Below are 14,524 nucleotides of genomic sequence, written 5' to 3'. Positions count from 1 at the left end.
GAACGATCTCAGGGCTTTTTTATGATCAACGAATAGAAAAGCGCAGTGTATTATTTTAATTCGACACATTAGCGTTTAAAATTTTAGCCATTACTAACATTCTGAGGGCTGAGATGTCTCGCTTTCGCTCCGTCAAACTGCACACTAAAACGGCCTTGTTGTTCTCACTGGGACTCATGGCAGTGATTTTTAGTTGCCTGTTTGTCACTCGCTACTTTTTTCTCTTCAGTATCAATGAACTCGAAGATATGGAGATCCACCGGGCCAGCAATCAGGCTCAGGCGGTGATTAAATCTCTGGTGAATCGTCAGGAAAAGAACTCTTTTGACTGGGCTTACTGGGATGAAACCTATAGCTTGCTTAATGATGAAAACCCAGACTACATCGAACGAAATTTAACGGAGGAGTCGCTTGACGCCTTAACGATCGATTTGATGGCGTTTTTGCGCCCCAATTACAACCTTGTCGCCAGTCTGGGCCGAAGCGAAGATGCACATATTGACGTGCAGAGCATACTCGCGACACCAAGCTTAAGCGCATTTTTGCACACGATGTCGAAACGTTTGGACAGCCAAAAAAGCAGTGACGCTGGTCTGGTCAAGATAGGAGACCAAGTGTGGATCATCAGTATGACGCCGGTCCGTGACAGCAGTGGTGAATCGGAAACCGTCGGTTGGATGCTGTGGGGGCAACAACTGACTAGAACTTTCCCATCGCTTTATCAGGATTTGCTGATGGCGCAGAGTCAGTTGCTGACTGATCCCAATGCGATGTCCGGCGTCCACGAAGCTTTTGGTGTTGACGACAACCCGCATTCGATTTTCAGAAGTAATCAAGAGCTGGTTCATTACGCCTCGATTCGGGATATGACTGGCAGTGAAGTCGCGATTCTCAAAACCTGGGAACCTCGTTTGTACTATCAAAAAGGCGAGCATGTCTTTTATTACCTGATCATCAGTATGCTGGTGGTCACGTCCTTCATCTCGATGGTGGTGTTCTGGTTGTTCCGGGACAAGGTCGGCAAACGTTTTATCAGTTTCGAACAGAATATTCAGGATTTGTTGGGCGGCATGCCGCAACATTCGGACAATAAACAAGATGAATTTGAACGTATTACTCAACTGGTTGAGTCATTAGCGCTGTCTTCCAACCAAGCGCAGGACCAACTGAAAGCGACCCTACAGAAATTTGAGGCGCTGTATCACGGCCAGTCGGTGGGCATGATTCTTCTCAGCGATAGAGTCATTGCCGATGTAAACCCGGCAACGTTGGAACTGCTCGGATATCAACGTGAAGAACTGATCGGCAAAACACTGGATGCGATTTGTGGTACCAGTAATGCGGAGTGTGCCGTTGATCAATTCTTTGTGATGTTGGCAAATGGCCAGAACAAGTTTGATACCTTTATGCAGCGCTCTGATTTGTCTGAGATCGCGTGTTCAGTGGAAGCGACGCTGCTCCAGGACAGCGACACGTCCTCAGTGATGTTGGCAGTGCAGGACATCAGCGAACAGAAACAACAGGCTGAACTGATTCAAACGTTAACTCAATACGATCCGATCTCTGGTTTGCTGAACCGTCCAACTTTAATTGAATCGGTTCGAAGCTTGTTCCGCAATCAGTCGGATGGTCACGAGTTTTCAATCATGTACTTCAATGCGACTCGCCTGAAAGAAATTGATGAAGTTTATGGCCATGAACTCTATGACGCTTGTGTGCGCCATATTGCTGACAGCCTTAAACGTTATTTCAGCCGTGAAGAAGTCGGGCGAATCAGTGAGAGTGAATTTGTCGTTTGTTGTACTGGTCCAATTGGCCGGGTTGAGCGAATGGGCAACCACATTCTGGCCGCCTATCGAGCGAAAATCAGCTTGGCTGATATGGAACTCGATCTCGGCTTGAAAGGCGCCTTACTGCCATCATCCATTGACTTCGAGAACTTCGAAAACATCGCTCACTGTGGATACTACACGGTCATGAACCGCAACCCATCGGTAGCGAACCAGTTAACGGTAGTTACACCTGAGCAGTTTGAACGAACGCAGGAGGCGCAAATCCTCAACCGGGATATCGTCGCGGCCTTGAAAAATCGCGAAATCATCGCGCATTATCAGCCGATTGTGAAAGCGGCGTCCGGTCAGTTGGTGGGCTTTGAAGCGTTAGCGCGCTGGAAACATCCTCAATTTGGTATGGTATCGCCTGCCGTGTTTGTGCCACTGGCAGAGCAACGAAAATTGATTGTTGAGCTCGGCGAGCAGATTCTCGATCAGGCGTGTGAATTTCTGCAAACCTTTCAGCAGGCGCAGGCTCACAACAAACAGATGGTGAGTATTCACGTTAATATTTCCAGCCCTCATTTCTACCACAGCAGTCTGGTCGACACGCTGCGTAAAGTGATCGAGCAGTATCAACTGGCAGCCGGCCAACTGGTGCTGGAACTGACGGAGAGTATTCTGATGGGGGTTGAAGAGGAGACGCTGCAACGCATGGATGCCATTAAAGCACTAGGAGTGCAACTGGCACTGGATGACTTCGGTACTGGTTACTCTTCGTTCAGCTCGCTGTGCAACTTCCCACTGGATATTGTGAAACTGGATAAATCGTACATTGATGGCCTGGATACCAACGAAAAGGCGAAATCGCTGATTCGAAATATTATCAGTATGTCACAGGAACTCGGCCTGACGACGGTAGCAGAAGGGGTTGAGAACGCCTCGCAACTCAGAAAACTCAATGTGTGGAATGTGGACGAAATCCAGGGTTATTACTTCTATAAACCGATGGATGCCGCTCTGGCGCTGGAAACGTTCCAGCGCGGATAAGGTTTCAGCAATAAAAAAGCCAGACGTTGTCTGGCTTTTTTGCTGGTTATAGCGAGAGATATGAGAGCGGAATATCCGGATTGATGGCTTCTAACGTCGCTTGCGTATCCGCCAGATGACTGATGCTGCCTTCGGCCATTTCTGCCAGCGCAGCGCTTTCAATGGTCTCGAACTCTTCACCCGCCATGCGTACCTGAATCAAAGCCACTTGCAGTGGCGGCAGGCTCGGGTTGAACGCCGCGTTTTCAGCGTAAGCACCGAGATACTGATTGCCGCCGCTGGTTTGCAGTGCCACACCGCTCAGATTAGCCGTATAAGGTGCGTAGCTGCGGTTCAATGCTTGCAGAGCTTGCTGCACTAGCGCTTCATCATCATCGCTGGTTTTGCCGTGATCGACTTTGGCCATCAGCGCAGACTCAATACCCAGATCCGATGGGCCAAATGACTCTGGCAGATAGTATTGCAGTGATTTTTCTTCACGTTGCGGCAACTGAATGGACAGCGTCTGTGATGTGTTCAGCTCATTCATGAACTGTCGGCAGTGACCGCAAGGACTGTAGTTGACGGTGATATCTGCCAGACCTTCTTCACCTTTCATCCAAGCATGGCTGATAGCCGCTTGCTCGGCATGAATGGTTTGACCCAACTGCACACCAGCAAACTCCATATTGCCGCCAAAGTACAAACGACCAGACAGGCCGCGTACGATGGCACCGACGTAAAATTTAGAGATTGGCACATAGGCGTAGGCCGCTGCCAAGGGAAGCAAAGCAACACGCAGGTCAGCATCACTCATTTCCGAAATGGAAAGCAGTTGGTTGAACTGGTCGGGAGAAAGGGTAGCGTCAAAGTCATCAGCCAGGGTAATCGGAGTCAGAAACTCTGCGATTGGCTTCGGCATGCCCGCTAGCGCCTGTTCAATACGGCTTTTCATAAAGAATCCTTATTAATGTATCGAACTCCATTTTAGGTCACTATCACATCTTTACTGAGATTTTTGTCACATAAATAAATGTAACAGTATTTCAGTTTTCATAATTAGAGTGATGTCACACATGTCATCGATTGCACAAAGACAAAGAGTGAACTCTGTCGACGATCGCGGTACGACCATCGACAGCAAGACGTTGTTAGTCTAGAGGGCAGAGAGCCAAACCGCGAAAGCGAATAAGCTAGGAGCAAGGATGGAGGTGATCACACCACAAACCACTAAGGCCAGAGAACTGAATGCCGCGTCGCGTGGGTCTTTCTCCGCACAGGTAGCGGTGCCAAGTGCGTGCGATACCGTCCCCATAGTCAGCCCTCGGGCGATAGGGTGGGTCACGTTCAGCAGCTTGTAGATTGGATAAGCGAGAATCGCGCCAAACAGCCCGACCATTAACACCAGAATGGCAGCGACAGCCGGTTCTCCACCGAGGTTGCTGGCGACTTCCATTGCAATCGGTGTGGTGACCGATTTACCCATCAGGGCCGCAATCAAGGTTATATCCGCTTTCATTCCCACCGCAATCAGGCTGGCTGTAAGCATCGACATCACACTGCCTACGCCGCAAGCGAGCATGATGATGCGCCAGTTGGCGCGGATTTGCGGTAACTGTTCATAGAGCGGGTAAGCCAGAGCAACGACTGCGGGCTGCAGTAAATCGCTCAGCCACTTGTTATCGGCATAGTAAGTTTCAAACGGTACTTTCAGATACATTAGCAGCGGAATAATGATGCCAATACAAATCAACAGTGGGTTCAGGAAGGGGGAATTACCTTTCTTCGCTACCCAGCGCGCAAAGAAAAACACCACAATGGTGACAATCAACCACATGATTTTTTACCTCGCTTCAGAAAGCGATCCAGACTCACGCCGAGTGTCACGATCACCAGTGTGGTGCCACCAATCGCGCTGGCAATAATCGTCCAGGCATTGGCAACCAGCATATCAAAATGCGCCATCAGTCCAACGCTGACCGGAACAAAAAGCAACACCATATAACGAATGAACAGGTTGGCACCGGGTTTTACCCACTCGACAGGAATCAGTCCTCCTGCCATCAGGGAGAACAGAATAAGCATGCCGATGATGCTGCCAGGAATGGAGACTTCCAGCCAGCTTTGCAGATTGATCCCGGCCAGCAGGCACAGAAAAATCAACCCCATTGAGACCACATATTGTGCGATAGTTTTTACCATGAGAATGTCAGCCGTAATTGCAATCAAATAAACTCAGAAACTAAGAGGCTAGCTTCTCTACGTATTGGTAAACGGATTTTAAAATGGCGATTTTCTTTTCGTCACTTTCATGTTCATGAACTAAGTTTTCCAGATTCAGCATGTAATCTGGCAGGTGTGTTTCGTAGTAGTCGCGGCAATGGTTCGCCCAGCGGCGCTGGTCATTTTCATCCAGCGTCCAAGGGAAGTTACGTGCGCGATAGCGAAACAGCAGCGGTTCGATGCGTTTATCGCTGAAGGTAATATCCAGCTCGCCAAGCAGCTCAGGTTTGGTTGAACGGATGATCTCCATCGCCGCTTTATCCGCAGGTGAGAAGAATCCATCATAGAGCTGTGTATCAACATCGTTCGATGCTTCAAATTCTCGTTCAATGCCAAAGAGGGCTGCCAGCTTCTCTCGAATTTCCGGATGCTGACGAATGCGAGCCAGATTCGCCAGACACAATTCGCGATCAATACCGATGGTAGCGGCATTTTCTGCGGTCAGCGTTTTCGCCGGTGCCAGAATCGGGCATTTATTGAGATGAACCAGTTTGACGGGCACAGGCAGTTCATCCGGTGCTAAATCATCGTGACGGGTATATAGACGTGCATGCAGAGCGTCCACATCTAAGTCGATCAGCGGCTGTGGATCTTTGGCCAAATCAGCCACAATCACGGCGTTCTGATTGGTAGGGTGCCAGGCTATCGGCACAATCCAACTGGTGTATTGACACTCGCGACCCAGCATGCCGGACACGTGCATCAGCGGCGTCATGTTGACGATATCAATCAGTTCATTCAGTTTGCGCTTATGGCGCATAGAGAAGAAATAATCGAACAGTTTGGGCTGTGCCGCTTTGACTTTCTTCGCCAGTTCAATGGTCGCAATCACATCGGCCATCGCATCGTGCGCATTTTCGTGTTCAATGCCGTTGGCTTTGGACAAATGCTCAAGTTTGAAGCTGGTAAAGCCTTCGTCGTTTTCCGGCCACACAATGCCTTCCGGGCGCAGCGCATGACACGCACGCATCACATCGAGCAGATCCCAACGTGAGTTGCCGTTTTGCCAGCTCCAGGCATACGGGTCGAGAAAGTTGCGATAGCAGGTATAACGTGTCACTTCATCGTCGAAACGAATGCTGTTGTAACCCAGGCTGGTGGTGTTGGGTGTCGACAGTTCTGCGTGAATTTTGGCAATAAACTCCGGCTCTGACAGCCCTTGTGCCATCGCTTTTTGTGGAATGATGCCAGTGATCAGCGCGGCTTCTGGCGCTGGCAGATAATCCGCTGGCAGTTGGCAATAGATCACCAAAGGCTCGCCAATGATGTTGAAATCCATGTCTGTGCGTACACCAGCAAACTGACTCGGACGATCTTTGGCCGGGCTGGTGCCCCACGTCTCGTAGTCAAAGAAGAAATAAGTTGGCTGGTGTTGCTGCTGCATGTCTCTTTACCAAGTCGCTGATTTAAAAATTGTTGAACGGTTATTAGAACATCCCGTATCGGACATGGCAATCTCGAAACCTCGCCGCAGGCCATGTTCGGTCAGTGATTCAGCAAATAATGCTTGAGCAGAAGCACCGTTTTGGTCTGCATGGATGTTAGCCATGGTCAGGAACAAATTTAAACCCGCCGCACTTTATGCTATTTCATGGTTTATGAGCCCGACAGGATGACTTATATGAAAACATTTGAAATTAGTCGAATACATACGCCAGCCGGAATATTCAGGCTTTCTGGTTATGTGTGCATCTCGGGTGACAGGGTGACGCTGGAATATCGCACTGCTGAGTTTATGGGGACCGACGGTTGGTGTGAGCTCGATATTGAATCCGAACATGCGCGCTCAATACTGGCGGCCATTCAGCCGGAACTGATCGAACATTTAACCTGAAGCATAGTGGGAATGCGGAGCCGAAGATCAAAAAAAGCCGACATCTGAGCGTCGGCTTTTTGTGACTAAGTATTGGTACTTACGCAGTCGCTTCCTGAGCAGCTTCAGCAGTGTTGTCTGCTGTTTCATTGAGCAGACGGCTGGTGATCGTGCCCGCGGTCATCGCGCCGGATACATTCAGCGCGGTACGCGCCATATCGATCAATGGCTCGATAGAGATCAGCAGCGCCGCGATGGTCACTGGCAGGCCCATGGCAGGCAGAACAATCAGTGCTGCGAAGGTTGCACCGCCACCCACACCGGCAATGCCGAATGAGCTGATGGTGATGATCGCAATCAGCGACAGAATGAACTGAATATCCAGCGGGTTAATGCCCATGGTTGGGGCCACCATCACTGCCAACATGGCAGGATAGATACCTGCACAACCGTTCTGACCAATCGTTGCACCAAAGGATGCGGACAGGTTCGCGATCGCTGGTGACACGTTCAGTTTGGTAATTTGCGCTTCCACGTTCAGTGGAATAGTGGCCGCAGAGCTGCGTGAAGTGAATGCGAATGTCAGCACTGGCCATACTTTCTGGAAGTAAGTTTTTGGATTCACACCCACAAATGACACCAGTACGCCGTGTACGACAAACATCAGTGCAATCGCGATGTAGGAAGCAACGATGAAGCCCAGCAAGTTCAGAATATCAGCGGCGCTTGATGTTGCGACAACTTTTGCCATCAGTGCTGCGATACCGTAAGGAGTCAGCGCCATGATCATTTTAACCAGGCGCATCACGATAGATTGAATTGCTTCCACGAAAGTGCGGATTGGCGCTTCCAGTTGTTCCTTTTCGATCATCACTTTACGAGCCGCAATACCGACCAACACACCGAAGATAACCACGGCGATGATTGACGTTGAACGTGCGCCAGTCAGATCAGCAAACGGGTTGGTTGGAATAAAGCTCAGCAACATTTGTGGAATAGTCAGGTCTGCTACGGTTGAAGCACGGCTCTCAAGTACAGCAATACGTGCCGTTTCACGAGCGCCTTCGGTCAGGCCAGCAGCCGTAAGGCCAAATGCCTGCGTGATCAGAATACCGATCAGTGCGGCAATCGCGGTAGTAAACAGCAGAATGAAAATTGTCAGACCAGAGATTTTGCCCAGTGAACCGTTTTTATCCAGTTTCACCACTGCAGAAATCATAGATACCAGCACCAGTGGCATGATGACCATTTTCAACAGGCCAACGTAACCGTTACCTACAATGGCAACCCATGACAGCGTTTCTTTGATCACATTGCTGCCTTCACCAAAGATCAGTTGAAGGGCCAGACCAAACGCGCTACCCAGCACCAGGCCAAGCAGAACAAGACGAGAAAGGGTGTAGGCTTTTTTCTGTTGTCCAAACAGGAAGAACAGAATGCCGACAAATACCGCGATCGACGCGATAGCTGCAACTGACATAATTTAGAATCCTTAAAACGGGTGTATACCGACCTGAAGAGAAATCCTCAGCGATATTGAAAAGTAGGAACGTATCTAGCGCGCACCATAACGTTTCATATGCGGAATAGAAAATATAAAAACAGCATTATTTAGAACGAAACGTTATGAATGTAGGGGGTTGTACAAATAATTAGCGATCAGACGGTGAAATATTCGTTTCAGTGATATTTCTGCAGCATTCGCTTCATATCGGTGGTGTACAGAACGGAAACCGTTGGAGCGTTGTGGTCAAACAAACTGTAAAGCAGGGCCTGGGCGACCACTTCGGCGCGAATCGGAATTAGGTTTTTCAGCTTGCCCCACAACAGGTATTGTCCCACCTTCATGATGCGTTGCAGCCAGATTTCATCAGGCCTTACCGTGTTGCGATTGCCGACTAACGGGCCGGGGCGCACAAAAGTGACGTGCTCGAATCCCATTTGGCGAATCGCTTCCTCCATTTTGCCTTTGCAGCGCAGGTAATGAGATCGTGAGCGCGGATGCGCGCCGTAACTCGACACCACGGCCAGACGTTGCACACCGATCGCTTTCATCGTCCGTGCGACCTGACAGACTAAATGATAATCCACCGCTTCCAACCCTTGCTGAGAACCCGCCTGTTTGCGTGTGGTGCCCAGGGCTATGACGCCAAATTCAGGAACTACGTGGTGGTTGTCCCAGTTTTTGACTGTAAGTTCGGCACTCAGCAACTCGGTTAATTTTGTATGGGCTTTAAGCGGTTTGCGGGTGAGAGCATACACGCCGTCAATGACTGGTTCCGCGAGCAGTTGTTTTAATACACAGGAGCCGACAAGGCCAGTTGCGCCAGCGATGATCACCTGAGTGGTGGAAGAGGTAGCCATAAGATTAATCGCTTAAAGTCATAAAAAGACCCCGCGAGGCGAGGTCTTATCGGGTGAATGATACGTCAGGTCAGTGACAGTGGGACTTGATTGTGCTTTTTGTTGCCCGACGATTTTGCCGGTTTCTGTTTCTGCGATCGTTGATTAGCAAACATAACATCTCCTTGCTGTGAGTTATCGCTGACGACAGTGCATACCTGCATCATCTGTACCAAGAGTATAGTGTATAAATTGATCAATGGCTTATAGGCGGTGGTTTACAAATCGATCACCCTTTCGGCAAACAAACTGAAGAGAGCGGCAAAGTTTGGTATCCGTCATCGATTGCGGGTAGACTGCAAAACGATGTCATTTTCCTCTCTTTGTCAGCTTACGGATTAGCTCATGTATATTGATTTCAGCCAGTGGGACCCTTCCGCTATCTACCATTTGATGACGCAAACTGTCGTGCCACGTCCGATCGCCTGGGTGCTGACGGAATCGACGGACGAAAACTTCAATCTGGCACCATTTTCCTATTTTACTGCAGTGTCGAGTCAGCCTCCTTTGCTGATGATTTCGATTGGCAAAAAGCCTTCCGGTGAAATCAAAGACACCGCCCGCAATGCCAAAGAGAAAGGCAAATTGGTGATCCATATTGCCGATGTGGGATTGGCTGAAGCGGTTACCAAGACGGCCGCAACACTTGAACACGGCGAATCAGAAGTGGCTGCCAACGATATTGAGCTGAGTGAATTTGAAGGCTTTGCATTGCCTCGCGTAAAAGCATGCCCGGTGGCGTTTGGCTGCACGCTTTACGAAATGCAGGAGATTGGCGCTACACCGCAAACGCTTTTGTTTGCCAAAGTCGAACAGGTTTATCTTGATGAGCGCATCATCAAGATGCAGGGTGAGCGCCTGAATGTCGACGCACTGACGCTCGACCCGCTGTCACGTCTTGGCGGTGGCGAATACGCCACGCTCGAAAAAACATTCACTATTCAACGCCCACAATAATCAGGAATTACACATGTTAGATCTTTCATTCCACGCCGCCATTACCCAGCGCATTGACCAAAAAACGAAGCCGCTGGGCGCACTAGGGCAACTGGAGCAGGTGGCATATCAGTTGGCGTTGATTCAAAGCCAAGGGCAAAGCAGTGCTGCGACGCAAATCTGTATTGAGCAACCAACCGTGTTGGTGTTTGCCGGCGATCATGGGATTGCTGATGAAGGCGTGAGCATTGCGCCGAGCGCGGTAACACAACAAATGGTGTTGAATTTTCTCGCGGGCGGAGCCGCGATCAACTGCTTCTGCCGTGCCAACCAAGTGGCGATGAAAGTGGTGGATACGGGTATTTTGTTGCCAGTGGAATCTCAGCATCCGGACTTTATTGTGCAGCGTTTGGGCGATAGAACTGAAAACTTTGCCCATCATGCGGCAATGAGCCACGAACAAGTAGAGAAAGGTCTGGCACTTGGTCAGGCGTTGACCGAACAAGTCATTGATGGCGGATCCAATCTGGTGATGTTTGGTGAGATGGGGATTGCCAATACCAGCAGTGCAGCTGCGCTGCTTTCTGCACTGAGTGGTTTGTCGGCGGAGCAGTGTGTGGGCATGGGCACTGGCATCTCCGAGCAGCAGTATCAGAAAAAGCGTCAGTTGGTAGGGCAGGCTGTCGCTCGCTGCCAAGGCTTGGATGTGAAAGCTGTCTTGGCTGAAGTGGGTGGCTTTGAAATCGTGCAAATGGTCGGCGCGTTTTTGGGCGCATCACGCCGCAACACGCCAGTGGTGGTCGATGGCTTCATCGTGACTGTGGCCGCTTATGTTGCCACGCTGCTTGATCCGAATGCGCGTGATGTGATGATTTTTGCTCATCGCTCACATGAGTCCGGCCATCGCGCGGTGCTGGAGTTGTTGGATGCGCAGCCGCTATTGGATTTGGGCCTACGCCTTGGTGAAGGGACTGGCGCTGTATTGGCAGTTCCGTTGCTGCGCGCGGCGGCGGAGTTTTACAACACCATGGCCAGCTTCGCTGAAGCGGGAGTGACGGTGTAATGCCAACGGTGATCAAGTATCAATGGGAGCTGTTTTTGCTGGCCGTGAGCTTTTTTTCCCGCTTGCCGGTTCCTGCGTCTTTGCCTTATAGCAGTGAACGTATGAATCAGGCCGGGCGCTATTTTGCACTGGTCGGATTGTTATTGGGCACGTTGTGCGCGGGAGTTTTTACGCTATTCAGCCATCTGTTTTCGCCTGCCATCAGCGTGTTTCTGACCATGGTGGTCAGTTTACTTCTGACTGGCGCATTCCATGAAGATGGCCTGACTGATATGGCCGATGGCATTGGCGGTGGCATGACCGTGGAGCGCCGTCTGACCATTATGAAAGACAGCCGCATCGGCACTTATGGCGCTTCGGCGTTGGTGATGGCGCTACTGGGTAAATTCTTGTTTTTAAGTTCGCTGGCTGAACAGATGTCGCTCTTTAGCGTGTGGCTGTTGGGCTACACCTTAAGCCGCGCGGTGGCAGCTTCGCTCATCTACGACATGCAGTATGTGTCCGACCCTGACAGCAGCAAATCCAAACCTTTGGCGAACCGACAGAGCCGCAAAGAGCTGGCATTGCTGCTGGTTAGCGGGCTCATTCCTTGTATGTGGTTCAGCCCGCAAGTTTTTGGCGGAGCGGCGGTACTGAGTGTGGCGATTCGCTGTGCGCTCAAACATTGGCTGATGAAACGCCTTGGCGGCTTTACCGGAGATTGTCTCGGTGGTACCCAACAGATTGTGGAACTGAGCCTCTACTTATTGCTGCTGGCCTATTTGCACGTTGGCATCGCGGTGAGCGGAGGCCTGTTATGAGTGTCCATCTGATTCTTGGTGGCGCGCGCAGCGGCAAGTCGAGTTTTGCGGAACAAAAAGCGAAACAGATAGCGGCGCTCGGCGCCGGGCAGCTTAATTACGTCGCGACGGCGATTGCTTTTGACAGTGAAATGCAGCAGCGTATTTTGCATCATCAGGCGCAGCGCGGCGATGAATGGTGTGAACATGAAGCGCCAACGGCGTTAGCCGAGACATTGTCTCAATTTACCCGCCGCGATGTGGTGCTGGTGGATTGTCTCACGCTGTGGCTGAACAACGTGATTTACAATCAGGGCGAAACGCTGAGCGCTGAGGCCATTTCACTGCGAGTCACTGAGCTTACCGAAACGCTCGGCCGGATCGAGGCAACGGTGATTTTGGTGTCAAACGAAGTGGGTCTTGGTGTGGTGCCGCTGGGTGAGGTGTCGCGTCTATTTGTCGATCATGCAGGCTGGATGAATCAGGCGATTGCCCGACAAGCCGACAGTGTGACGTTGATTGCTGCGGGCTTGCCGCTGGCGCTGAAGGGAACGCTATGAACCGTGTTTTCTTGTTGCGTCATGCTAAAACACTCGGCCCACCTGCACTTAACGGCTCTACCGATGTCGCCGTGGCAGACGCGGTGCAGAATGAACTTGCCCTATTGCTCAGCAAACACGGTTTTACCCACATCATTACCTCACCTCTGCGTCGTTGCGCTGATTTAGCGTACAAGCTCAAAGCGCTCAATCCATCGATAACACTGAGCGTCGAAGCAGATTTCCAGGAAATGCACTTTGGCAAGTATGATGGTCAGAGCTTTGATGACTTAGCGCCTTATTGGCCGGAATTAGAGGCGTTCTGGCAATCACCGGCAGACAACCCGCTACCCGGAGCAGAAACACTTCAGGCTTGTCATCAACGAGTGAGTACTGCTTGGCAACGCTGGCTTCCCACCTTACAAGACAACACCTTGGTGATTGCTCATGGCGGAACCATTCGTTTATTGCTGGCGCATGTACTGCAAACCGATTGGCGCAATCCGGTGTGGTATTCATCGCTGGCAATAGGCAATCAGACCCTGACTCAGCTGGATGTTTTCTCTACACAGCCACCGATAGTGACTGTGAGGAACATCGGAATTGAACTCAAAGATAAGCCACTGAACTAATTGAATATAGAGTATCTCAAGTGGTTAGTGGTAGAATCCGCCGTTAGTAATCGATTCATCCGTCAGTTATTGATACATGATGGCTGGGCGCGTGTGTTAAAAAGTGTGCAGTACGGCATTCAGTCCCCTTGGGCCCGGTCTTGATAAGTGAGATCGCTCCAACATAATTCGACTGTACAATTCTTTAACATAACCGCTGTGCAATAAAGGAGTAGCGCATGACGAAGTCCCTCTTTCGCCAATCTTTTCTTTTTGACAGTTTAGATCTAGAGCAGTCTGTCGCCAGCGGAGAAATGCAAACCGCAGTTGGTGTGACGCTGAAACTGCATGAGCGCGGTGTATTAGAAGTGCTGCCAGCAGAGCAGGACGAATCCACCCGACACATTGTGATTTCCAGTGGTATTCACGGTGATGAAACCGCACCGATGGAGCTGATGGATAAACTGGTCGATGACATTATTTCTGGCTTTCAACCGGTTAAAGAGCGACTGCTGCTGATCATTGCGCATCCGAAAGCGACCAACCAGCACACACGCTTCATCGAGGTGAATCTGAATCGCCTGTTTGACGATAAGCCGCATGATTCCAGTGAAGAGCTGGTGATCGCCGACAATCTGAAAATTCATCTGCAAGATTTCTTCGCCGGAACCGAGATGTCCTCTCGCTGGCACCTTGATCTGCATTGTGCGATCCGCCAATCCAAACATTACTCTTTTGCCGTCAGTCCGAAAGCACGCCATGCGGTACGCAGCCACGCCTTGATGGATTTTGTTGAGTCTGCCCATGTGGAAGCGGTAATGCTGTCGAACGCGCCAGCCAGTACATTCAGTTGGTACAGCGCGGAACATTTTGGTGCTCAGGCTCTGACGATGGAACTGGGGCAGGTAGCGCGCATTGGTGAAAACGATCTGCGACGTCTGGTCGCGTTTGATTTGGCGCTGCGTGATCTGGTCGCGCGGGAGAAATCAGAGCATCTGCCGAAAAAGACCATTATGTATCGGGTCAGTCGCACGATTGTTCGCCTACATGACGACTTTGATTTTCGTTTTGACGACAACGTTGAAAATTTCACCTCTTTTATGCATGGAGAAGTGTTTGGCCATGATGGCGACAAACCGCTAATGGCTAAAAACGAAGGGGAAGCGATTGTTTTCCCGAACCGATATGTTGACATCGGCCAGCGTGCGGCGTTGATGGTATGCAAAGTGGATACCCGCTACGAAGAAGATCAACTGGTCTACGATTAAGGGCTGAGCAACCCCGTTGAGGGTGGAC

At 50.4% G+C, this 14,524-nt stretch carries 14 protein-coding genes; 8 read left to right on the top strand and 6 right to left on the bottom strand.

What is annotated here, in order from left to right:
* Nucleotides 1-113 precede the first annotated feature (113 nt).
* The gene (locus tag LGV68_RS04745) at nt 114-2,822 is read left to right on the top strand and encodes an EAL domain-containing protein (RefSeq protein ID WP_238853359.1); all 2,709 of its coding nucleotides are present in this window, start codon (nt 114-116) and stop codon (nt 2,820-2,822) included.
* A gap of 46 nt (nt 2,823-2,868) precedes the next feature.
* On the opposite strand, the gene cdd is transcribed toward LGV68_RS04745, so the two are convergent.
* The 4 genes from cdd to sbcB form a co-directional block, all read right to left on the bottom strand.
* Nucleotides 2,869-3,756, bottom strand: a complete 888-nt coding sequence (gene cdd / locus LGV68_RS04740; RefSeq protein WP_020432570.1) for a cytidine deaminase — start codon at nt 3,754-3,756, stop codon at nt 2,869-2,871.
* 201 nt (nt 3,757-3,957) lie between these two features.
* Nucleotides 3,958-4,638, bottom strand: coding sequence for an LrgB family protein (locus LGV68_RS04735; protein ID WP_020327589.1), 681 nt, complete (start codon nt 4,636-4,638; stop codon nt 3,958-3,960).
* Nucleotides 4,629-5,003 (bottom strand): CidA/LrgA family protein, encoded by a 375-nt coding sequence (locus tag LGV68_RS04730; protein ID WP_020327588.1) that lies wholly within the window; start codon nt 5,001-5,003, stop codon nt 4,629-4,631. The genes LGV68_RS04735 and LGV68_RS04730 overlap by 10 nt, the downstream gene beginning before the upstream one ends.
* Nucleotides 5,004-5,043: 40 nt before the next feature.
* A complete protein-coding gene (gene sbcB / locus LGV68_RS04725) occupies nt 5,044-6,468 on the bottom strand; it encodes an exodeoxyribonuclease I (RefSeq protein ID WP_024374162.1) in 1,425 nt (474 codons plus the stop codon).
* Nucleotides 6,469-6,705: 237 nt separating this feature from the next.
* Here sbcB and LGV68_RS04720 point away from each other — a divergent pair, with 237 nt between their 5' ends.
* Nucleotides 6,706-6,918 (top strand): hypothetical protein, encoded by a 213-nt coding sequence (locus LGV68_RS04720; RefSeq protein ID WP_172570435.1) that lies wholly within the window; start codon nt 6,706-6,708, stop codon nt 6,916-6,918.
* 79 nt (nt 6,919-6,997) lie between these two features.
* On the opposite strand, the gene LGV68_RS04715 is transcribed toward LGV68_RS04720, so the two are convergent.
* Both LGV68_RS04715 and LGV68_RS04710 read right to left on the bottom strand, forming a co-directional pair.
* Entirely contained in the window at nt 6,998-8,377 is a 1,380-nt protein-coding gene (locus LGV68_RS04715; RefSeq protein WP_020327525.1) for an L-cystine transporter, read from the bottom strand.
* Nucleotides 8,378-8,577: 200 nt separating this feature from the next.
* Nucleotides 8,578-9,261 (bottom strand): NAD(P)H-binding protein, encoded by a 684-nt coding sequence (locus LGV68_RS04710; RefSeq protein WP_222743036.1) that lies wholly within the window; start codon nt 9,259-9,261, stop codon nt 8,578-8,580.
* A 384-nt stretch (nt 9,262-9,645) separates the two neighbouring features.
* Here LGV68_RS04710 and LGV68_RS04705 point away from each other — a divergent pair, with 384 nt between their 5' ends.
* The 6 genes from LGV68_RS04705 (at nt 9,646) to LGV68_RS04680 (ending at nt 14,496) form a co-directional block, all read left to right on the top strand.
* Nucleotides 9,646-10,257: a flavin reductase family protein gene (locus LGV68_RS04705; protein ID WP_154184500.1), complete on the top strand. Its 612-nt coding sequence runs from the start codon at nt 9,646-9,648 to the stop codon at nt 10,255-10,257.
* 13 nt (nt 10,258-10,270) lie between these two features.
* Nucleotides 10,271-11,299, top strand: a complete 1,029-nt coding sequence (gene cobT, locus LGV68_RS04700) for a nicotinate-nucleotide--dimethylbenzimidazole phosphoribosyltransferase (protein WP_020327523.1) — start codon at nt 10,271-10,273, stop codon at nt 11,297-11,299.
* Nucleotides 11,299-12,099, top strand: a complete 801-nt coding sequence (locus LGV68_RS04695) for an adenosylcobinamide-GDP ribazoletransferase (RefSeq protein ID WP_252536345.1) — start codon at nt 11,299-11,301, stop codon at nt 12,097-12,099. The genes cobT and LGV68_RS04695 overlap by 1 nt, the downstream gene beginning before the upstream one ends.
* Nucleotides 12,096-12,638: a bifunctional adenosylcobinamide kinase/adenosylcobinamide-phosphate guanylyltransferase gene (gene cobU, locus LGV68_RS04690; protein ID WP_020432556.1), complete on the top strand. Its 543-nt coding sequence runs from the start codon at nt 12,096-12,098 to the stop codon at nt 12,636-12,638. The genes LGV68_RS04695 and cobU overlap by 4 nt, the downstream gene beginning before the upstream one ends.
* Nucleotides 12,635-13,249, top strand: coding sequence for a histidine phosphatase family protein (locus LGV68_RS04685; RefSeq protein ID WP_222737850.1), 615 nt, complete (start codon nt 12,635-12,637; stop codon nt 13,247-13,249). The genes cobU and LGV68_RS04685 overlap by 4 nt, the downstream gene beginning before the upstream one ends.
* A 218-nt stretch (nt 13,250-13,467) precedes the next feature.
* A complete protein-coding gene (locus LGV68_RS04680; RefSeq protein ID WP_047458842.1) occupies nt 13,468-14,496 on the top strand; it encodes a succinylglutamate desuccinylase in 1,029 nt (342 codons plus the stop codon).
* Nucleotides 14,497-14,524: the final 28 nt, after the last annotated feature.

It is taken from the genome of Vibrio sp. LQ2, assembly GCF_023920125.1.
Classification (GTDB): domain Bacteria; phylum Pseudomonadota; class Gammaproteobacteria; order Enterobacterales; family Vibrionaceae; genus Vibrio; species Vibrio fluvialis.
The sequence above is the reverse complement of the archived record's forward strand: the minus strand, read 5'-3'. Positions and strand labels throughout refer to the sequence as shown.

Coding starts and splice junctions, on each gene's coding strand:
- LGV68_RS04745 (WP_238853359.1), top strand. CDS start 114: ATGTCTCGCTTTCGCTCCGTCAAACTGCACACTAAAACGGCCTTGTTG.
- cdd (WP_020432570.1), bottom strand. CDS start 3,756: ATGAAAAGCCGTATTGAACAGGCGCTAGCGGGCATGCCGAAGCCAATC.
- LGV68_RS04735 (WP_020327589.1), bottom strand. CDS start 4,638: ATGTGGTTGATTGTCACCATTGTGGTGTTTTTCTTTGCGCGCTGGGTA.
- LGV68_RS04730 (WP_020327588.1), bottom strand. CDS start 5,003: ATGGTAAAAACTATCGCACAATATGTGGTCTCAATGGGGTTGATTTTT.
- sbcB (WP_024374162.1), bottom strand. CDS start 6,468: ATGCAGCAGCAACACCAGCCAACTTATTTCTTCTTTGACTACGAGACG.
- LGV68_RS04720 (WP_172570435.1), top strand. CDS start 6,706: ATGAAAACATTTGAAATTAGTCGAATACATACGCCAGCCGGAATATTC.
- LGV68_RS04715 (WP_020327525.1), bottom strand. CDS start 8,377: ATGTCAGTTGCAGCTATCGCGTCGATCGCGGTATTTGTCGGCATTCTG.
- LGV68_RS04710 (WP_222743036.1), bottom strand. CDS start 9,261: ATGGCTACCTCTTCCACCACTCAGGTGATCATCGCTGGCGCAACTGGC.
- LGV68_RS04705 (WP_154184500.1), top strand. CDS start 9,646: ATGTATATTGATTTCAGCCAGTGGGACCCTTCCGCTATCTACCATTTG.
- cobT (WP_020327523.1), top strand. CDS start 10,271: ATGTTAGATCTTTCATTCCACGCCGCCATTACCCAGCGCATTGACCAA.
- LGV68_RS04695 (WP_252536345.1), top strand. CDS start 11,299: ATGCCAACGGTGATCAAGTATCAATGGGAGCTGTTTTTGCTGGCCGTG.
- cobU (WP_020432556.1), top strand. CDS start 12,096: ATGAGTGTCCATCTGATTCTTGGTGGCGCGCGCAGCGGCAAGTCGAGT.
- LGV68_RS04685 (WP_222737850.1), top strand. CDS start 12,635: ATGAACCGTGTTTTCTTGTTGCGTCATGCTAAAACACTCGGCCCACCT.
- LGV68_RS04680 (WP_047458842.1), top strand. CDS start 13,468: ATGACGAAGTCCCTCTTTCGCCAATCTTTTCTTTTTGACAGTTTAGAT.